Below are 18,258 nucleotides of genomic sequence, written 5' to 3'. Positions count from 1 at the left end.
CGATAGCCATTTTGAATGTTCCACCGCCATCGCAGGCAAGCCAGCTCCCACACAGATCGCATTCCAATCGCGCATCGCTCTACAATGCCCCCATTCAAACCTGGGGCTCTCATGGACATCGAACTGGCACGCACCTTCCTCGAAATCACCCGCTGCGGCAGCCTGGCCGCAGCCGCCGAGAAACTGCACGTCACCCAGACCGCCATCACCGCCCGGGTCAAAAACCTGGAAAACCAACTGGGCAGTACCCTGTTCGTACGCAACCGTGCCGGCGCCCGCCTGACGCCGGACGGCGAGGCCTTCGTGGTCTACGCCAACCAACTGGTACAAACCTGGGAAGCCGCCCGTCGCGACCTGCCACTGCCGGACGGCTATCGCAACGTGCTGCATATCGGCGGGGAAGTCAGCCTGTGCAACCCGCTGATGCTCGGCTGGGCCCAGGCCCTGCGCGAACACATTCCCGGGCATGCCCTGCGTACCGAAATCCGCGAAGGCGAATACCTATTGCGCCAGCTGGAACTCGGGGTGCTGGACGCCGCACTGGTGTTCCAGCCGCAGTACTGGCCGGGGTTGCAGGTGGAGCAAGTGCTGGAAGAAAAACTGATCATGGTGCGCCTGGTGGCCAAACCGGAACCCTATGTGTACATCGACTGGGGCCAGGGCTTTCGCCAGCAACACGACGCCGCCCTGCCGGACAAGGCCCGTGCTGCCCTGGCTTTCAACCTCGGGCCATTGGCGTTGCAGTACATCCTGGAAAACGGCGGTGCCGGCTATTTCCGCACGCGGGTGGTGCAACACTACCTCGACAACGGTGTGATGGAGCGGGTGCCCAAGGCGCCGGAGTTCAGCTTCCCCACCTACCTGGTGTATTCCCGGGAACGGGATTGCGCAGTGCTGCAACAGGCACTGGAATTATTGCGAGGGGTCGTCAAGGCAGAGGGTGACTGGTCACAACGCTGGGATCCGGTGATTTGAACCGGCGCACATGTTAGCCTCCTACTGTTTTCTTCTGGTCCCACCTTGCGATGAACAAGAAAAAATCCGTCACCATCAGCGACATCGCCAAACGGGTCAACATGACCACCATCACGGTGTCCCGTGCGTTGAGCAAACCTGATCTGGTCAAGCCCGCCACCCTGGCGCGGATCCTTGAGGTCGCGCGGGAGCTGGACTACGTGCCAAACGCCTTCGCCCGTGGGCTCAAACGCAGCGAAAGCCTGATCATCGGGGTGATCACCGCCTCGGTGGACAACCCGTTCTACAGCGAGATGATCAAGGCTATTTCCCGGGAAGCGAAAAAACACGGCTACACCATCATGCTGGTGGACACCGACGAGCTGGAAGAGCTGGAAAGCAAAGCCGTCGATACGCTGCTCGGGTACCGCGTGGCGGGGATTATCCTGTCGCCGGTCTCCGATGAGCCCAGCTACCAGCCCGACTATCTGGAACGCCTGAGCAACGGCAAGACCCCGGTTGTGTTGCTTGATCGCACGATCCACGACAGCCCGTTCAGCCGCGTGGTGCTGGACAACTACCACAGCGGTATCGAGGCCGCGCAGTACCTGCTGCGCCAGACGCCAGATCTCAAGCGCCTGCTGGTGCTGACCGGGCCAGAACATTCGCGCATCACCGTGGAGCGCCTCAAAGGCCTGCAAGAAGTACTGGCCGAATACCCTCAGGTGCACGTCGAAGTGCAGGCCGGCGACTACACGCTAATGCCCTCCTACCTGCACACCCTCGACTACCTGGCCGAACACTCGGCGCCGGACGCGATCATGGGCTTCAACCAGTTGATCACCCTCGGCGCCTTACGCGCTTTACGCATGCACAACATCCCCCACGACAGCCTGACCATCTGCGGCATCGACCGCCTACCCTTTGCCGATATCTTCGGCGTGCCGATTGCCTGCGTGGCCCACGACGCCTCGCTGGCCGGCAGCAGCGCGGTACGGCTGCTGCTGGACCGCCTTGACGACCCGCACAAGCCTCGGGACAAGGTGGTGATTGCCGGCAAGTTGGAGAACGGCTGAATACTGTCTGTAATCCCTGCAATCCCTGCAACCCCTGCAATCCTGTAGCCGCTGCCTCGGCAGCGGTTACAGGATTGTGGGGTTATGGAGCTATAGGCTGGTGTAGCCACCGTCGATCGGCAGGCTTACACCACTGATCATGCTCGCGGCATTGCTCAGCAGAAACAGCACCGGTAGTGCCACCTCTATCGTTTCGGCAAAACGCCCCAGGGGAATCGCTGCCAACGCCGGATCGCGCTTGGCCGGATCCGACCAGGCCATTTGCGCCATGGGCGTCAAGGTCACAGTGGGGTTGACGCTGTTGACCCGAATCCCGAAACGCCCCCATTCAGCACATTGCACGCGAGTGATCGCATCCAGTGCCGCCTTGGAGGCGCAATAGCCGAGGTGATCCTCCAGCGCGACCAGTGAGGCCTGGCTGGAGACGTTGACGATGCTGCCGGAAATTTCCGCCTCGATCATCGCGGCGGCCACCCGGCTGGCGACTTGAGCGGCGGCGCGGGCATTGACGTTCATTACCTGATCGAACGCCTCGCTGCTGATAGCGGCGGCGGGCTCCAGGCGCGAGATGCCGGCGCAATTGACCAGGCCGTGCATGGGCGGCAGGCCTTGCAGGGCCTGGTCGAGGGCGGCGCTGTTGGCGATGTCCAGGCACAGGGTTTCGCAGCCCAGTTGGGACAGCGCCAGGGCGTCACGGCCGAGGGCGAATACCTGGGCGCCGCTGGCGATCAGTTGCAGGGCGATTTCCCGGCCGATGCCGCTGCTGGCGCCGGTGACTAGGATGCGGTGGTGGGTGAAATCAAAAGTGGCGTTCATTACTGATGTTCTCCAAGACCATGTTCACTTAGCTGCTTTGCAAGCTATGCATCACCGGTTTCAACGCTGGATATAAGGCTAAATAATCAGCAAATGCTCGGTCATACGCCTGAACATTTTCCGCCTTGGGCTGCGCCCTCAATTCCAACTGCACCCAGCCCTTATCCATCTCGGCCTCATCCACCAACCCCACCGAATGCGCCGCCAACAACGCCGCCCCCAATGCTGCTTCCACCTCCTGAACGATGGTGTAAACCAGGTAGTGGGTGACATCCGCAATAATCTGCATCCACAAATCCGAATGGCTCGCCCCACCCACCACAATCAATCGCGGATCAAGGGAGTGCGCCCCACGCGTGCCCGCCTCGATGTTGTGACGCAAGGCAAAACTCACCCCCTCCAGCACCGCGCGATACAGGTGAATACGGCTGTGATAGAGGTTTAACCCAACAAAACTGCCGCTGGCGCGGTCATCCCACACCGGGCTGCGCTCCCCCATCAGGTACGGCAGGAACAACAGCCCTTCACTGCCCGCCGGGATCTTCGCTGCGCTCTGTTCCAGCAGCCACAAACTGTCTTGACCGGTCTGTTGCGCCTGCTGTTCTTCTGCCTGGCAAAACTGCTCGCGAAACCAACTGACCGACGCCCCGGCGGTAATTGCCCCACCGAAGATGTACAGGTCCTGATGCCCGTTATAGACATGGGGCATGCTCACCAGACCATGGCGGGCATCCACCTGCTGGTTGAGATAACCCCAGCACATGCTGGTGCCGATCATCGCCACATGATTGCCCGGCCGCGTCACTCCGGCCGCCAAGGTGGCCATGGCCGCGTCGACGCCACCGGCCAAAATCGGCATCCCCGCCTGCAAGCCCAGGCGCTGCGCCCATTGCGGCAGCAAACCGCCCACCACTTCACCGGAATACAGCAACCGCTCAGGCATCATCGCCAGGGGAATCTCCAACGCCGCCAGCATCTCGGCGGACCAGCCGCGCTGTGCCACGTCGTAAACCCCGCCGATATTGCCGGCACTGCTGTGATCCACCGCCAACTCACCGGTCAGGCAATAGTTGATGTAGCTGTTGGGCGGCAGCAGGTAACGGGTATTGGCCCAGACTTCGGGCTGGTGCTGCTTGAGCCAGAGCATCTTGGTGAACCCGTAATAGCTGTCCACCGAGTTGCCGGTGATCTGAAACAGGCGCTCCAGGTCCACATGCTCACGCACCCATTCCACTTGCTCACCTGCACGCCGATCCATCCAGATCAGGCACGGATGCAACGGTTTGATCGCTGCATCCACGGCAATGCCCGAACCGCCATAAAGGCTGCTGATGCACAACGCTTTGACCTGCACCGATGCCACGCCGGCCTTGGCCATGCACTGAGCGACGCAAGCTTCCACCGCCTCCAGCCAGACCTGCGGCCATTGCTCGGCCCAGCGCACTTTCGGGGTATCCACGCGATATCCCTGGCTGTGCTGGGCGATGATCGCGCCCTGGCCATCCACCAAGAGTGCCTTGGTACTCTGGGTACCGATGTCCACACCGATGACGTAGTCCATGGTCACTGCGCCGGTTTCAACAGCACTTTGATCGACTTCACCGAGTTGGCCAGGTCGAACGCTTCGGCCCAATTATCCAGCGGGAAATCATGGGTAACGATGCCCTTTGAGGTCACCAGGCCGCGTTCGAACAGGTCGATGGCCACCGGGTAGCAATACGGCCCCAGGTGCGCACCGCGTACGTCCAACTCCTTGCGGTCGCCGATAATCGACCAGTCAGCGCTGGTCTCGGCGCCAAACACACTGAACTCGACAAACCGCCCCAGCTTGCGGATCAACTCCAGGCCCTGGGTCACGCCCACCGGCACGCCGGTGGTTTCGATGTACACGTCGCAACCGTAGTTGTCGGTCAGGCCGTTGATGATCTCGCGGGCGTTATCCCGGGACGGGTTGATCACCACGTCGGCACCAAATTTTTTCGCCAGCTCCAGGCGCTCGTCGACCATGTCGATCACCACCAGTTTCTTCGGCGTCTTAAGCGCAGCCACCTGGACCATGCACAGCCCCAGGGTGCCGGCGCCGGCAATCACCAGCACGTCGTCGAGCTGGATTTCGCCACGGTTGACCGTGTGGATCGCGCAGGACATCGGCTCGATCAACGCCGAATCCTCAAGCGACACCGACTCCGGAATCTTGTGCACGATGGCGGTCTTGGGAATGCGCATGTACTGGGCCATGCCGCCTTCGGCCACCTCCTTCTGAAAGCCGAAGATGTTGTGCACTTCGCACATCCAATACTTGCCCGACTTGCAAAAGCGGCACTTGCCACACGGCACAATCTGCTCGGCGATCACCTTGTCACCGACCTTGACCTCGAAGTGCTCCTCAGCACCCTCGCCCGCTTCCACCACGTAGCCGAAGAACTCATGACCCGGCACCACCGGCGCCTTGACCCACGGGTTGTCGCCGCCCCAGAACATCGCCGCGCCCGAATGGCATTTGCAGTCACTGGCGCAAATCCCGCAGGCGGCAATGCGAATCACCAATTCATTGGGGCGAGCCTGGGGTTTGCTGATGCGCTCCAGGCGGTAGTCTTTCGGGCCGTGGCAGACGACGGCTTGCATTTCGCTGTGCTTATCCATGGTGTTCTGACCTTTCTTGAGCATGAAGGAACCCGTCGCGGCCAGCGGGCCGCGTCGAGAAAACGTTATTCGCTTACTTGTGGCGCTGACGGCTGATAAAGATCGCCAGCAAAATGATCCCGCCCTTGATCACGCTCTGGACGTACGGCGACACCCCAAGCATGTTCAAGCCGTTGTTCAGCACTCCCAGCAGCATCGCCCCGAGCAAGGTGCCGACAATTACCCCGCGCCCACCGGCAATCGAGGCGCCGCCCAGGACCACGGCCGCAATCGCGTCCAGTTCAAACGAGACCCCGGCATTCGGCTGGCCGCTCATCAGGCGTGAGGTCAGCACCAACCCGGCAATCGCCGCCGTCAGGCCGCTGATGCCATACACCAGCAACTTGAACCGCGCCGCCCGCACCCCGGACAAACGCACGGCCTCCTCGTTGCCACCGATAGCGTAGATATAACGGCCAATGCGCGTGTGCTGCAGTAGCACATAGGCCGCCAGGTAGGTCACCAGCATGATCAGGATCGGCACCTCGATGCCGAACAGGCTTTCGCGGCCGAAGAATCCGAACCACTCCGGCAGGCCCGAAATCGGGTAGCCATCGGTGTACATCAAGCCGAAGCCACGGGCGATGCCCATGGTCGCCAGGGTGACGATGATCGGTGGCATGTGCAGGTACGCCACAAACAAGCCATTGCCGATACCGAATGCCACGCCAATCAGCATCCCGGCACCAATCGCCAGCCCTGGCGGCAAGCCTGCGACCATCAACCCGGCGGTCAAGGTGCCGGACAAGGCCATCACCGGTCCCACCGACAAATCGATACCGCCGGTGAGGATCACGCAGGTCATGCCAACCGCGATAATCGCGTTGATCGACACCTGGCGGGCGATATTCGACAGGTTGCTGGCGGTAAGGAAGTTGTCACTGGCAAAGATCATCACCAGCGTGACCACCAGTAGCCCGACAAAGGGATAAAACGCCGGCGAGCGAATCAGCCGCGCCAGGTTCAGGCGCAGTCGGCTCGTGTCGGCGGCATTAATGGACGTATTCACTTGAGCCCCCTGTTGCATGGCGCATGACCTCTTGTGGGTTAACGGCGGACGCTTCCAGTACCTTGACGATGGCGCCCTTGTGGAACACGGCGACCCGGTCGCACATGCCGATGATTTCCGGCAGTTCCGAGGAAATCATGATGATTGCGTAGCCTTGTTCGGTGAGGTTGCGCATCAGCGCGTAGATCTGCGCCTTGGCACCCACGTCGATGCCACGGGTGGGTTCGTCGAACACCAGCACGTCGCAGTGGTGGTTGATCCAGCGGGCAATCACCACTTTCTGCTGGTTACCGCCGCTGAGGTTGAACACCCGGCTCTCACCGCTGGGAGCCTTGATCGACAGTTGCCGCATCAGGTCTTCGACACTGGCGCTCTCCTTGCCCTTGTCGATCAGGCCGCTGGCGCCCTGGTACTTGCTCAGATTATTCAAAGAGATGTTTTCGCGAATGCTGAAATCGGTGATCAGCCCTTCACTCTTGCGGCTTTCCGGTAGCAGGCCGATGCCGTGGGCCAAGGCCTGGGCCGGGTCGTCCAACGTGACGTGTTCGCCCCGCAGCCACACGTCTTTGCTCACCGACGGCAGCGCGCCCATCATGCCCAGGGCCAGTTCGGTGCGGCCGGAGCCCACCAAGCCGGCAAAGCCGAGGATCTCGCCCTTGTGCAACTGGAACTGGTTATGCGGCCCGTTGCGTACCAGTTGGATGTCCTTGACCTCCAGCAACAACGGCCCGCGTTCGGTGGTCGGTTTGGGAGGGAAATTGCACTCCAGGCGCCGGCCCACCATCATTTCCACCAGCCGGTCGATATCACTGTCAGCCACATCGGTGACACCGACATTGCCGCCGTCGCGCAACACGCTGATGCGATCACAGACCTGGAAAATCTCCTCCAGGTGATGAGAGATAAAAATCACCGCTACGCCCTGACGCTTGAGCTCACGCATGATCTCGAACAGCAGCTCGGCTTCGCTCGGTGTGAGTGTCGCGGTGGGCTCATCGAGCACCAGCAACCGCGCATCCAGGGCCAGGGCCTTGGCGATCTCGACAAACTGCTGCTCAGCCACACTCAAATGCTTGACCGCGCATTGCAGGTCGATGGTTACCCCAAGGCGCTTGAACAAGGCTTCGGACGCCTCAACCATCTCGCGCTTGCGCAACAGGCCGAAGCGGTTGCTCAACTCATGGCCGAGGAAGATATTTTCCACCGCCGTGAGGTAGGGAATCAGGCTGAACTCCTGGAACACGATGCCGATCCCGGCCGCAATCGCATCGCGATACGTCGCGAACTGCTGCGCCTGGCCGTCGATCAGAATCCGCCCTTCATCCTGATGCTCAACGCCGCCGAGGATCTTCATCAAGGTCGATTTACCCGCGCCATTTTCCCCGAGCAAGGCATGAATCTCGCCCCGCTCCACTTGCAGGTTGATGGACTTGAGGGCTTGCACCCCCGGGTAGCGCTTACAGATATTTTCCAACTGCAGAAGACTGCTCATGCCACCGACCTCTCGTTCAGAAGGGTGCCCTGCGCCCCACGGCTTGCGTGGGGCCTGGACGGTTTACCAGCTGAAATCCTTGGCCTTGGCCTGGTCGATCAGGGCAATGTCGACCGGAATACTGGCGGGCACTTGCGAGCCCCACTTCTTGGCCAGGGCAATACCCAGCGCCAGGCGGATCTGATCCCGAGGGAACTGCGCCGAAGTAGCGATGAACTTGCTACCCGGTTTCAGGATCGCCTTGATCGCTTCCGGCGCACCGTCAACGCTCACCAACTTGACGTCCAGGCCACTGGCTTCAATGGCCGAAAGCGCACCGAGGGAGCCGTTGTCATTGACGCTGAAGATACCCTTGAGAGTGGGTTGGGCCTGGAGCATGTTTTCGGTGACGGTCAGCGCCTGGTCACGTTCCTGCTTGCCGTTCTGAATGCTCACGATCTTGATGTCAGGGTGCTTAGCCACCGCCTCCTTGCAACCGCGCACCCGCTCCAGGATCGGCACCACGGCGATGCCGTCGAGGATCGCGATATTGCCTTTGTTGCCGATGTTCTTGGCCAGGTATTCACAGGCCTGGAACCCGGCGTCGAAGTTCTTCGAGCCGACAAAGGAGTCGAGCGGGCCTTCGGCTTGGGCGTCCACCGCGACCACCACTACACCGGCGGCGTGGGCGGACTTGACGGCAGATTGCACGCCCACCGAGTCGGTGGGGTTGATCAGGAGGATGTCGATGCCTTTTTGCAGCATGTCTTCGACGTCGCTGACCTGCTTGGAGACGTCGTGGCGGGCGTCGGTGATGATCAACTGCGCACCGATCGTCGCCCCGGCTTCCTGCAGGGCGTCTTTCATGGTGACGAAGTAAGGGTTGTTGATTTCCTGGAAGGACGCGCCGATGCGGATGGGCGCGGGTTTGGTGTCGGCCTGCGCCAGGGTAGCGGTGCCTAGGGTGATACTCAGGGCCAGCAAACACAGGGTTTTCGGAAGCGTTTTCATGGCTAGGATCTCTGTTTTGTTTTTATTTTTAGAGCAAATGTTATCGTTAACATTTTGTGAGAAGCTAGCAAAGAAAATTGAGGGTCGCAAGTGTTCTGTTGTTCTTTTGGGGTGGTTGACTGAGTGCATATCCGTTTTTTGGGTAACGGCTGCTTAAGGTTCCGCCCTTACGGCGGGTCACTTTGGAAAAGCCCCAAAGTAACCAAAGGGCTCTTGCCCCACCACTCGGTGCCTCGCTGTGGCTCGGCATGCCCGAACGCAGGCATTACTCCGTGGGCCGCCGCGACGGGCCATCCATGGCCCAACGCGGCTAAACCGGCGTCCTGCCGGTTTACCCACTGCGTAATACCTGCGTTCGGCCAGCGTGGTTTAACGGGGCGCCTAAGATCACAATCAAAAACACGGCGGCCTGAAAGCCGACCTGAGTGGTAGAAGCAAAGGCAAGGGCCAGCAAGGGCCAGAGCGAAAGCAGATCTGCTTTTCTGTGGGAGCTGGCTTGCCTGCGATGCCATCACCTCGGTGTTCCTGAAATACCGAGTTGCCTGCATCGCAGACAAGCCAGCTCCCACAGTAGACCGTGCCCGCTTTTGATTTTGCTTTTGCTTTTGCTTCACACCACTCAAGCCGGCCGGTAGGCCGCTGTGCTTTTGATCTGCTTTGACTTTGATCTTAGGCGCCCCGTTAAACCACGATGGCTGAACGTAGGCATTGGTCCGTGGGTAAACCGGCAGGACGCCGGTTTAGCCGCACTGGGCCAGGGATGGCCCATTGCGGCGGCCCACGGAGCAATGCCGGAGAGAAGGCATGCCGAGCCACAGCGAGGCACCGAGTGGTGGGGCAAGAGCGTTTTGCTTACTTTGCCGCTTTTGCAAAGTGAGTCGCTGTAAAAGCGAAACCAATAGCAGCCGTTACCAAAAAAACGGATATGTACTCCGTAGTGGTCGCCGATGCTCAACCAGCCACAGCTTCCATCTTCTGCCGCAAACTCAAAGGCCGCATATCCGTCCAAACCTCTTCGATATAAGCCAGACACTCCTTCTTCATCCCACTCTTGCCCACGGTCTTCCAACCCTGTGGCACAGCCTTGTAATCCGGCCAGATGGAATACTGCTCTTCATGGTTGACCACCACCTGAAAGAGAATATCTTCGCGGTCAAATACTGAGGTCATTGCTGTTCTCCGTCGCTATAAGGCTCGCCGCGCTCCACGCGCAGCGGTGATGTAGATAAGAACGTACCGCGCCCGGCAAAAATTAAAGGCTGCCCACCGCTGCCGCCAAGGCACGACCAAATATCTGCGCCACCCGGTCAATCTCCGCCGCCGTAATCACCAGCGGCGGCAAGAACCGCACCACGCTCCCATGCCGTCCGCCCAGCTCAAGAATCAATCCACGCTTGAGACACTCACGCTGTACCAACGGGGCCAACTGACGATGCACCGGAGGATGCCCCTGAACGTCCGGCGTACCACTGGGGTCCACCAATTCCACGCCCAACATCAGGCCACGCCCGCGAATGTCCCCCAATTGCGGGAAGTCCCGCTGCAGGATGCGCAGGTGCTCACCCAGGCGCTCGCCCATCGCCGCCGCATGGGCAGGAATGTCATGGTCCTTGAGGTAACGCATCACGGCTGACCCCGCCGCCATGGCCATCTGATTACCGCGGAAGGTCCCGGCGTGAGCACCCGGCAGCCAGGTATCGAGCCAGTCGCGATACACCACCACCGCCAACGGCAGGCTGCCGCCAATGGCCTTGGACAGCACCACCACGTCCGGGACGATGCCGGCGTGCTCAAAGGCAAACATCTTGCCGGTGCGACCGAAGCCACTCTGGATTTCATCGACGATCAGCGCCACGCCGGCTTGCTCGGTGATCCGCCGCAGGCCGCGCAGCCAGTCGAGGTCCGCCGGAATTACGCCGCCCTCGCCCTGGACCACTTCAACGATCACCGCTGCTGGCAGCAACACGCCCGCCTCGGGATCGTTCAGCAGGTTTTCCAGGTAGTGCAGGTTGACCCTGACCCCCTCCGCCCCACCCAGGCCAAACGGACAACGGTAGTCATAAGGAAACGGCAGGAACTGCACACCATTGCTCAACAGTGCACCCAACGGCTTTTTCGGCCCCAGGCTGCCCATCAGGCTCAACGCACCCTGGCTCATGCCGTGATAACCACCCTGGAACGACAGCACCGTGCTGCGCCCGGTAGCGGTGCGCACCAGTTTCAGCGCGGCTTCCACCGCATCGGTACCAGTGGGGCCGCAGAATTGAATCTTCGCTTCACGGGCCAGTTCCGCCGGTAGCAAGCCGAACAGGTCCTGGACGAATTGGTCCTTGACCGGTGTCGTCAGGTCCAGCGTGTGCAGCGGCAGCTCATCGCTCAACACCTGGCGGATCGCGTCGATCACCACCGGATGGTTATGCCCCAACGCCAAGGTGCCCGCGCCGGCCAGGCAATCGATAAAGCTGCGGCCTTCAACGTCTTCGACATAAATCCCCCGCGCCCGCTTAAGGGCCAGGGGAATGCGTCGCGGATAGCTACGGGCGTTGGATTCCTGCTGGCGCTGGCGGGCCAGCAGCGGTGTTTCGTCAAACTGGTACAGCGTTTCCGCCGGGACCGGACTGACCCGAACCTGCAAATCTTCGATACGGCTGGTAGCGACTGACATCTCTCGATCCCTCAATACGCTGATGATGGTGACCAAACTGCCAATCCGTTGGCGTCTGGCCCAAGGGCACGCGCACGGATTTCCTGTTTTGGAAACGCGTCAGGGGCTCGAGGATTTACACCTTGGGCATTAAAAATGCCGCAGGTTCAGCCGGCAACACCGGTGTATTTGTCATTCAATGCATAAAGGATCCCGCAGGTTTCAGCATCCAACCGTCCGTCAAATTTATCGGGACGAAAATGCATCTGGAACGCCCGCACCCGCTGCTGGAAGGCCTGGCGATTTTTTGCCGCCGCGTAACCGTAGCGCTGGAATGCCCTTTCGATCTCCACTTCCGGCGGCAGGCCCATGGAAAACCTGCGCTGGTAGACCTCTTGGGTAACCCCATCGAACCAGGCACCCACCCCTGCCTCGAACAGTTGGCGCCAGGGCAAGCGCGGGCCAGGATCGCTTTTGCGCCAGTACGCCACGTCGCTGTGGCCAAGAATGTCGGTGGGACCGATGCCCGGATAACGTCCCTGAATGTCGCGGATCAAGGCGATCAACAACTCAATCTGCTCAGGGTCATAGGCGGGAAAGGTAAAGACGCCCGCGTCATCACGGGCCAGGTTGACGATTTCGATGCCGATGGAGCGGCTGTTGAGGTTGTCGCGCCCGGCCCATTGGCTGACGCCGGCATGCCAGGCGCGGTGCTGCTCGTCCACCAGGCGGAACACCCGCAACTCGTCATAGCCGGCAGCGCGGTAACTGCAGTCATGGGGATCGGCCAGCAAATAGTGAGCGCTGACCCCATCCTGAGTCAGCGCGCGCAAGGAACTGGCAAATGGCGCAGCGGTGTAATGCACGATGACCTGGCGCACGGTTTCGCCATCGCGTTGGTTGAAGTTTTTTGCGGGGTATGTGGTATCGATGACCAACATGGGAGCTGTCCTTTTCAAGACAGGCTGAATCATTCAGCCTGTAAGCCGTTTACCGTCATCCTGAAGCGCTGGGCTTTAAGATGGCGGTAACTATTTGGCTTCTTGAAGGACCGGTCAGCGGCGCAGCGGCATGCCCAGTTCAACCCGCAGGCCATCAGGCTGGCTGTCGAATTTCAAGGAACATGAGCAGCGTTGCACGATGGCTTGCACGATGGCCAAGCCCAGGCCGCACCCGTCGCTGTTGCCGTTGCGCCAGAAGCGTTGGGTCAGGTGTTGCAGGTCTTCGCTGGAGATCGGCGCACCATGGTCCCGCACCTGGAACACCACGTTATCGGCGACGGTGAAGATGCTCAGTTCCACTCGGGTATCCGCCGGCGTATGACGCAAGGCGTTATCCAGCAGGTTGCGCAAGGCGGCGACGGCCAGGCCCACCGGCATTTCCACCGGTGTCTCAGGCAAATTGGCCGGCAGGATCAGGTCGATGCGCGAGTTGTCCCCGGCGTTGGCGTCCTGGATTGCCAGGCGTGCCACTTGTTCGGCGCTCGATTGCAAACCGTCGTCGAACGACAGGCTGCCCTCGACCCGGGCCAACAACAGCAACTGTTCAAGGGTGCGGTGCAGGCGGTCGGCGCCCTCCTCGGCATGGGCCAGGGACCGGTCACGTGCGGCGCCTTCGGTCATGCGCGCCACTTGCAGGTGGGTCTTGATTGCCGTCAGCGGGCTGCGCAGTTCGTGGGCGGCATCACCGGTCAGGCGGCGTTCGCGTTCGATGGTCTTGGCGATACGCTGCAGCAGTTGGTTCTGGGTGTCGAGCAGCGGTTTGAGCTCGCTGGGCAGCGGATGAATCTGCAACGGCTCCAGGGAGTCGGCGCTGCGGCGCATCAAGGCATCACGCATGCGATTAAGCGGCACCAGGCTCTGGCCGATGCCCAGCCACAGCAGGCATAGGCAACCCAGCAAGGCAACGCCTACCGGTACCGATGCCGCCAGCAGGATCGACAGGTTCAACGCCTCACGCTCCACCTGGCGGTCGGCGGTGGTGATGAACAGGTCGCCGCGGGCCAGGGTGAAACTGCGCCAGCTCGTGCCGTCGATCATCTGATCGCGAAAACCACTCTGGTGCGACTCCAGGCCCTGGTCCGGGGTGGTGTGGCTGCGGGCGAGAATTTCCCCGCGCAAAGAACTGACCTGACACGCCATGCCGCCAGGGATATTCAACTGTTCGGCGCTGAAATGGGTACCTTCGCCTTTGGTAGGCAAGGCCGGCAACTGCTCCATCAAGCCGGCGACCATGCGCGCTGACGCCACCAGTCGCTGATCCAGGGAAAACATCATCTGGTTGCGCAGGTCACTGAGCATCCAGGCCGCCGCCAGCGCCCAGATCAGCACAAAGGCGGCGCCCAACTTGAACGTCAGGCGCAGGCGCAGGCTCATCACGAAGCGTCCTCTCCACCATCAGCCGGGCCCAGGCGATAGCCAAGGCCGCGCACGGTTTCGACGATGCCATTGCCCAGTTTGCGCCGCAGGTGGTGGATATGGACGTTCAAGGCGTTGCTTTCCAGTTCGTCGTTGAAGCCGTAGACGCTGTCTTTCAACTGCTCGCTGGACAGCACCCGCCCACGGTTATGCAACAAGGCCTGCAACAGCGCCTGCTCGCGGCGGGACAGGTCCACCGATTGACCGCCCAGCAAGGTTTCGCGGCTGCTGGGGTTATAGGTCAGGCGCCCGTGCTCGATCAGGTTGACGCTGCGCCCGGCCACCCGACGTAACAAGGTCTGCAAGCGCGCAGCCAGCTCCCGCAAATCGAAGGGTTTGAGTAGGTAATCGTCGGCGCCGGCTTGCAGGCCATCGACCCGGTTGGTCACCGAATCCCGGGCGGTGAGGATCAGCACCGGGATTTCCAGGCCTTGGCTACGCTGTTGTTGCAGCAGTTTCAGGCCGTCTTCATCCGGCAAGCCGAGGTCCAGCACCATGATGTCGAACTCAGCCGCCTTGAGCATTGCCCGCGCGGCAGCAGCCGTCGCGACGCGTTCGACCGTAAAGCCCTGGGCGCCAAGGCCGGCAACAATGCCGCTGGCGATCAGCTCATCGTCTTCACAGACCAGTACGTGCATGGTGAACCCTTTGGAAAAATGATGATTAGAAGGCGAACGGATTAAGTGCGCATTATGCGGTGCCGTCGTTCATATTCAGACAAGTCTTACGCGTTAGAATAGCCCGGTTAATCATCGGTTAATCAACACCACACATTGTGTGCCCACTTGCATCGAACTAAGGCTTGACCATGCGGCATCTGTTTCTCTTCTTGCTGGTGTTATTCGCGGGATTCGCCCAGGCTGCGCCGGGTAATAATCCTTTCGAGACCAAACCCGATTTCCTCCCGGTGGGCAAAGCCTTCACCTTTACCTCCGAGCGCCTGGCCTCTGGCGAAACCCAACTGTATTGGCAGATTGCCGACGGTTATTACCTGTACCAGCAACGCATGAAGTTCGATGGCCTGGCCGAAAAACCAGCACTTCCGCAAGGCGAAGCCCATAGCGACGAGTTCTTCGGCGAGCAGCAAGTGTACCGCCAAGGCCTGGAGGTGAAGATTCCAGCGGGTGCCACCGGTCAGGTCAAGCTGGGCTGGCAGGGCTGCGCGGATGCCGGACTGTGTTATCCGCCGCAGTCGATCACCGTGGATCTGGGCGGCAACCCCGCCGTCGCGGCCACCGCTGAGGCCCAGGACCAGAGCCTGGCCAGCGGTCTGCAACAACGCAGCCTGGGCTGGAGCCTGCTGGTGTTCTTTGGCCTGGGGTTGCTGCTGGCCTTCGCGCCCTGTTCCTTGCCCATGCTGCCAATCCTCGCTGGCCTGGTAGTGGGCAGCGGCGCCAGTCCACGACGCGGCTTCGCCCTGGCCACCAGCTATGTGGTGTGCATGGCACTCATCTATGCCGCCCTGGGCGTATTGGCTGCCTTGTTGGGGGGCAATCTCGCTGCCCTGCTGCAAACCCCGTGGATCCTCGGCAGCTTTGCCGCGCTGTTTGTGATCCTCGCCTTGCCAATGTTCGGCTTCTTTGAATTGCAACTGCCGGCCTTCCTGCGCGATCGCCTGGACAACGTCAGCCGCCAGCAAAGCGGCGGTAGCCTGATCGGTGCCGGTGTACTCGGTGCCCTGTCCGGCTTGCTGGTAGGGCCGTGCATGACCGCACCGCTGGCCGGCGCCCTGCTGTATATCGCCCAGAGCGGCAACGCACTGCACGGTGGCTTGATCCTGTTTGCCATGGGCATCGGCATCGGTGTGCCGCTGTTGCTGCTGGTGACCGTGGGCAATCGCTTCCTGCCCAAACCAGGCACCTGGATGAACGTGCTCAAGGGCGTCTTCGGCTTCCTGTTCCTCGCGACCGCCGTGCTGATGATTCGTCCGGTGGTCGGTGAAACCCTGTGGCTTGCTTTGTGGGGCGTGTTGGCGCTGGTCATGGCCTACTGCGGCTGGCGGCTGGCCAGTCACCATGGTCTCGCGGCCAAGGTGCTGGGCGCCGGTTCCCTGGTCCTGGGCCTGTGGGGCGGCCTACTGGTGGTGGGTGCGGCGGGTGGCAGCGATGACCTGTGGCAGCCGCTCAAGGTCTTCACCGGTTCGCAAGTCGCCAGTGCGCCAAGCGCCCACGACGCTTTCACGACGATCAGCGACCCGGCCGTGCTGCAAAGCCAACTCGACAGCGCCAAGGCCCAGGGCCAATGGGTGCTGCTGGACTACTACGCCGACTGGTGCGTGTCGTGCAAGATCATGGAAAAACAAGTGTTCGGCAAACCTGAAGTGATGGACGCCCTCAAGGACGTGCGCCTGTTGCGTCTGGACGTCACTGCCGACAACGCCGCCAGCCGCGAACTGTTGGGCCGCTACAAAGTACCCGGGCCACCCAGCTTTGTCTGGATCGGCCCCAACGGTGAAGAACGCCGCGCCCAGCGCATCACCGGCGAAGTCAACGCCGAAGCTTTCCTGCAACGCTGGACCCAGACCCGGGATGCCCTCTGATGCTGACCTTCACCATCGGCACCTTCGCCATCGCCTTGAACCACTTGCTGCTGATCAGCGCGCTGATCCTCGCCACCCTGGTGGGCTGGCACGTGGCCAAGCGCGGTGGCGAGAACCCGGAGTCGGTACTGTTCACCCTGTTTTTGCTGGGTATGCTCAGCGCCCGGATCGGTTTCGTGGTGATGTACTGGGCCTACTACCGTAACGACCTACTGCAAATCATCGACCTGCGCGACGGCGGTTTCCTCGCCTGGCCCGGTGTCATCGTCCTGATCCTCGGTGCCCTGCTGTATGGCTGGCGCCGTCCGCTCCTGCGCAAACCCTTGAGTGCGGGCGTGATCACCGGTCTGGCCTTCTGGGTCCTGGCCAGCTTCTCCCTGACGATCTATGAGAAAGGCACCCGCCTGCCCGAGATCACCCTGCGCAACGCCAACGGCGAAACCGTGCAACTGACCGATTACCAGGGCGGCCCCTTGGTGATCAACCTCTGGGCCACTTGGTGCCCACCGTGCCGCCGGGAAATGCCGGTGCTGGAAAATGCCCAGAAACAACGGCCCGACGTGACCTTCCTGTTCGTCAACCAGGCCGAAAGCATGCAGAGCGTCAGTACTTACCTGGCGACCCAAGGCCTGAACCTGGACAACGTGCTGTTCGACGCCAGCGGCCGCCTCGGCCAGGCCGTGGGCTCCATGGCCTTGCCGACTACACTGTTTTACGAACCTGACGGACGCCTGATCAACAGCCATCTGGGCGAACTGTCCCAGGCCAGCCTCGCCCGTGCCATGGAACGTTTCGAGACCGACGCCACCACCGCCAAGCCGGCTCCAACAAGGAAACCCTTATGCCCCGCCTCCGCCACCTGCTGACCCTGCTGCCCCTGACCCTCGTCGCCACACAGGCCTTGGCCGAAGACTGGCCGGCGCCGATCAAACAGATCGAAGCCAAGGGCGCCAAGATCATCGGCAGCTTCGACGCCCCCAGCGGCCTCAAGGGTTATGCCGCGCAATACCAGAACCGGGGCATGGCGCTGTACCTGACTGCCGATGGCAAAAGTGTCATCGCCGGCAACCTGTACGACGCTCAAGGCAACGACCTGAGCGCCGCGCCCCTGGAAAAACTGGTGTATGCGCCGATGTCCAAAGAAGTCTGGGCCAAGATGGAACAGAGCAACTGGATCCAGGACGGCAACAAGGACGCACCACGCACCGTCTACCTGTTCAGCGACCCCAACTGCCCGTACTGCAACATGTTCTGGGAACAGGCACGGCCGTGGGTGAAGGCTGGCAAGGTGCAGTTGCGGCACGTCATGGTCGGGATTATTCGTGAGGACAGCCCGGGCAAGTCGGCCGCGTTGCTGGCCAGCAAAGACCCACAAAAAGCCCTGGAAGCCCACGAAGGCGCGGGTAAAGGCAGCAAGTTGCAGCCGCTGGAGAAGATCCCTGCGGATATCCAGGCCAAGCTCGATGCCAATATGAAGTTGATGGAGGAGCTGGAATTGTCGGCGACGCCGGCGATTTTCTATATGGACGACAAGGGTCAGTTGCAGCAACAGCAAGGCGCGCCGTCGCCGGATAAGTTGGCGAAGATTCTCGGGCCGAAATAACCGTCGCCTAAGCTGACACCCTCGTTGTAGCCGCTG

Annotated in this window: 16 protein-coding genes; 5 read left to right on the top strand and 11 right to left on the bottom strand. The window is 61.2% G+C overall.

Annotated elements, in window-relative coordinates:
• Window positions 1-111: 111 nt before the first annotated feature.
• Window positions 112-975 carry a LysR family transcriptional regulator gene (locus HKK55_RS06180; RefSeq protein ID WP_169353824.1) on the top strand — a complete coding sequence of 288 codons (864 nt, stop codon included), beginning with the start codon at window positions 112-114 and terminating at the stop codon, window positions 973-975.
• Between the two features lie 50 nt (window positions 976-1,025).
• A complete protein-coding gene (locus HKK55_RS06175; protein WP_169353823.1) occupies window positions 1,026-2,030 on the top strand; it encodes a LacI family DNA-binding transcriptional regulator in 1,005 nt (334 codons plus the stop codon).
• A gap of 90 nt (window positions 2,031-2,120) precedes the next feature.
• On the opposite strand, the gene HKK55_RS06170 is transcribed toward HKK55_RS06175, so the two are convergent.
• From HKK55_RS06170 to HKK55_RS06120, 11 genes are all read right to left on the bottom strand, one after another.
• Complete coding sequence (locus HKK55_RS06170; protein WP_169353822.1) at window positions 2,121-2,846, bottom strand: SDR family oxidoreductase; 726 nt, start codon at window positions 2,844-2,846, stop codon at window positions 2,121-2,123.
• 28 nt (window positions 2,847-2,874) lie between these two features.
• Window positions 2,875-4,407: an FGGY-family carbohydrate kinase gene (locus HKK55_RS06165; protein WP_169353821.1), complete on the bottom strand. Its 1,533-nt coding sequence runs from the start codon at window positions 4,405-4,407 to the stop codon at window positions 2,875-2,877.
• Window positions 4,408-4,409: 2 nt separating this feature from the next.
• Window positions 4,410-5,489 (bottom strand): alcohol dehydrogenase catalytic domain-containing protein, encoded by a 1,080-nt coding sequence (locus HKK55_RS06160; protein WP_169357792.1) that lies wholly within the window; start codon window positions 5,487-5,489, stop codon window positions 4,410-4,412.
• Window positions 5,490-5,562: 73 nt separating this feature from the next.
• On the bottom strand, window positions 5,563-6,555 hold the full coding sequence (locus tag HKK55_RS06155; RefSeq protein WP_169353820.1) for an ABC transporter permease: 993 nt from the start codon (window positions 6,553-6,555) through the stop codon (window positions 5,563-5,565).
• A complete protein-coding gene (locus HKK55_RS06150; protein WP_169353819.1) occupies window positions 6,521-8,029 on the bottom strand; it encodes a sugar ABC transporter ATP-binding protein in 1,509 nt (502 codons plus the stop codon). Before HKK55_RS06150 ends, HKK55_RS06155 begins: the two co-directional genes overlap by 35 nt.
• Before the next feature lie 63 nt (window positions 8,030-8,092).
• Window positions 8,093-9,019 (bottom strand): substrate-binding domain-containing protein, encoded by a 927-nt coding sequence (locus tag HKK55_RS06145; RefSeq protein WP_169353818.1) that lies wholly within the window; start codon window positions 9,017-9,019, stop codon window positions 8,093-8,095.
• A gap of 951 nt (window positions 9,020-9,970) precedes the next feature.
• Window positions 9,971-10,189: an MbtH family protein gene (locus tag HKK55_RS06140; protein ID WP_169353817.1), complete on the bottom strand. Its 219-nt coding sequence runs from the start codon at window positions 10,187-10,189 to the stop codon at window positions 9,971-9,973.
• Window positions 10,190-10,271: 82 nt separating this feature from the next.
• A complete protein-coding gene (locus HKK55_RS06135) occupies window positions 10,272-11,684 on the bottom strand; it encodes an aspartate aminotransferase family protein (protein ID WP_169353816.1) in 1,413 nt (470 codons plus the stop codon).
• Between the two features lie 146 nt (window positions 11,685-11,830).
• Entirely contained in the window at window positions 11,831-12,604 is a 774-nt protein-coding gene (locus tag HKK55_RS06130; protein WP_169353815.1) for an N-acetylmuramoyl-L-alanine amidase, read from the bottom strand.
• Between the two features lie 114 nt (window positions 12,605-12,718).
• Window positions 12,719-14,038 carry an ATP-binding protein gene (locus tag HKK55_RS06125; RefSeq protein WP_169353814.1) on the bottom strand — a complete coding sequence of 440 codons (1,320 nt, stop codon included), beginning with the start codon at window positions 14,036-14,038 and terminating at the stop codon, window positions 12,719-12,721.
• Window positions 14,038-14,718, bottom strand: coding sequence for a response regulator (locus HKK55_RS06120; RefSeq protein WP_169353813.1), 681 nt, complete (start codon window positions 14,716-14,718; stop codon window positions 14,038-14,040). The genes HKK55_RS06125 and HKK55_RS06120 overlap by 1 nt, the downstream gene beginning before the upstream one ends.
• Window positions 14,719-14,888: 170 nt before the next feature.
• Between HKK55_RS06120 and dsbD the strand changes: the two genes are divergently transcribed.
• From dsbD to dsbG, 3 genes are read left to right on the top strand one after another with little or no spacing between them, the layout of a single operon-like run.
• Complete coding sequence (gene dsbD / locus HKK55_RS06115; protein WP_169353812.1) at window positions 14,889-16,619, top strand: protein-disulfide reductase DsbD; 1,731 nt, start codon at window positions 14,889-14,891, stop codon at window positions 16,617-16,619.
• Complete coding sequence (locus HKK55_RS06110; protein ID WP_169353811.1) at window positions 16,619-17,485, top strand: TlpA disulfide reductase family protein; 867 nt, start codon at window positions 16,619-16,621, stop codon at window positions 17,483-17,485. The genes dsbD and HKK55_RS06110 overlap by 1 nt, the downstream gene beginning before the upstream one ends.
• A complete protein-coding gene (gene dsbG, locus HKK55_RS06105; protein WP_169353810.1) occupies window positions 17,461-18,222 on the top strand; it encodes a thiol:disulfide interchange protein DsbG in 762 nt (253 codons plus the stop codon). The genes HKK55_RS06110 and dsbG overlap by 25 nt, the downstream gene beginning before the upstream one ends.
• Window positions 18,223-18,258: the final 36 nt, after the last annotated feature.

The organism is Pseudomonas sp. ADAK18 (assembly GCF_012935695.1).
Lineage (GTDB): Bacteria > Pseudomonadota > Gammaproteobacteria > Pseudomonadales > Pseudomonadaceae > Aquipseudomonas.
The sequence above is the reverse complement of the archived record's forward strand: the minus strand, read 5'-3'. Positions and strand labels throughout refer to the sequence as shown.

What these genes read in the sequence shown, in the direction of transcription:
- HKK55_RS06180 (WP_169353824.1), top strand. Translation starts at nt 112, where the DNA reads ATGGACATCGAACTGGCACGCACCTTCCTCGAAATCACCCGCTGCGGC.
- HKK55_RS06175 (WP_169353823.1), top strand. Translation starts at nt 1,026, where the DNA reads ATGAACAAGAAAAAATCCGTCACCATCAGCGACATCGCCAAACGGGTC.
- HKK55_RS06170 (WP_169353822.1), bottom strand. Translation starts at nt 2,846, where the DNA reads ATGAACGCCACTTTTGATTTCACCCACCACCGCATCCTAGTCACCGGC.
- HKK55_RS06165 (WP_169353821.1), bottom strand. Translation starts at nt 4,407, where the DNA reads ATGGACTACGTCATCGGTGTGGACATCGGTACCCAGAGTACCAAGGCA.
- HKK55_RS06160 (WP_169357792.1), bottom strand. Translation starts at nt 5,489, where the DNA reads ATGGATAAGCACAGCGAAATGCAAGCCGTCGTCTGCCACGGCCCGAAA.
- HKK55_RS06155 (WP_169353820.1), bottom strand. Translation starts at nt 6,555, where the DNA reads ATGCAACAGGGGGCTCAAGTGAATACGTCCATTAATGCCGCCGACACG.
- HKK55_RS06150 (WP_169353819.1), bottom strand. Translation starts at nt 8,029, where the DNA reads ATGAGCAGTCTTCTGCAGTTGGAAAATATCTGTAAGCGCTACCCGGGG.
- HKK55_RS06145 (WP_169353818.1), bottom strand. Translation starts at nt 9,019, where the DNA reads ATGAAAACGCTTCCGAAAACCCTGTGTTTGCTGGCCCTGAGTATCACC.
- HKK55_RS06140 (WP_169353817.1), bottom strand. Translation starts at nt 10,189, where the DNA reads ATGACCTCAGTATTTGACCGCGAAGATATTCTCTTTCAGGTGGTGGTC.
- HKK55_RS06135 (WP_169353816.1), bottom strand. Translation starts at nt 11,684, where the DNA reads ATGTCAGTCGCTACCAGCCGTATCGAAGATTTGCAGGTTCGGGTCAGT.
- HKK55_RS06130 (WP_169353815.1), bottom strand. Translation starts at nt 12,604, where the DNA reads ATGTTGGTCATCGATACCACATACCCCGCAAAAAACTTCAACCAACGC.
- HKK55_RS06125 (WP_169353814.1), bottom strand. Translation starts at nt 14,038, where the DNA reads ATGAGCCTGCGCCTGCGCCTGACGTTCAAGTTGGGCGCCGCCTTTGTG.
- HKK55_RS06120 (WP_169353813.1), bottom strand. Translation starts at nt 14,718, where the DNA reads ATGCACGTACTGGTCTGTGAAGACGATGAGCTGATCGCCAGCGGCATT.
- dsbD (WP_169353812.1), top strand. Translation starts at nt 14,889, where the DNA reads ATGCGGCATCTGTTTCTCTTCTTGCTGGTGTTATTCGCGGGATTCGCC.
- HKK55_RS06110 (WP_169353811.1), top strand. Translation starts at nt 16,619, where the DNA reads ATGCTGACCTTCACCATCGGCACCTTCGCCATCGCCTTGAACCACTTG.
- dsbG (WP_169353810.1), top strand. Translation starts at nt 17,461, where the DNA reads ATGCCCCGCCTCCGCCACCTGCTGACCCTGCTGCCCCTGACCCTCGTC.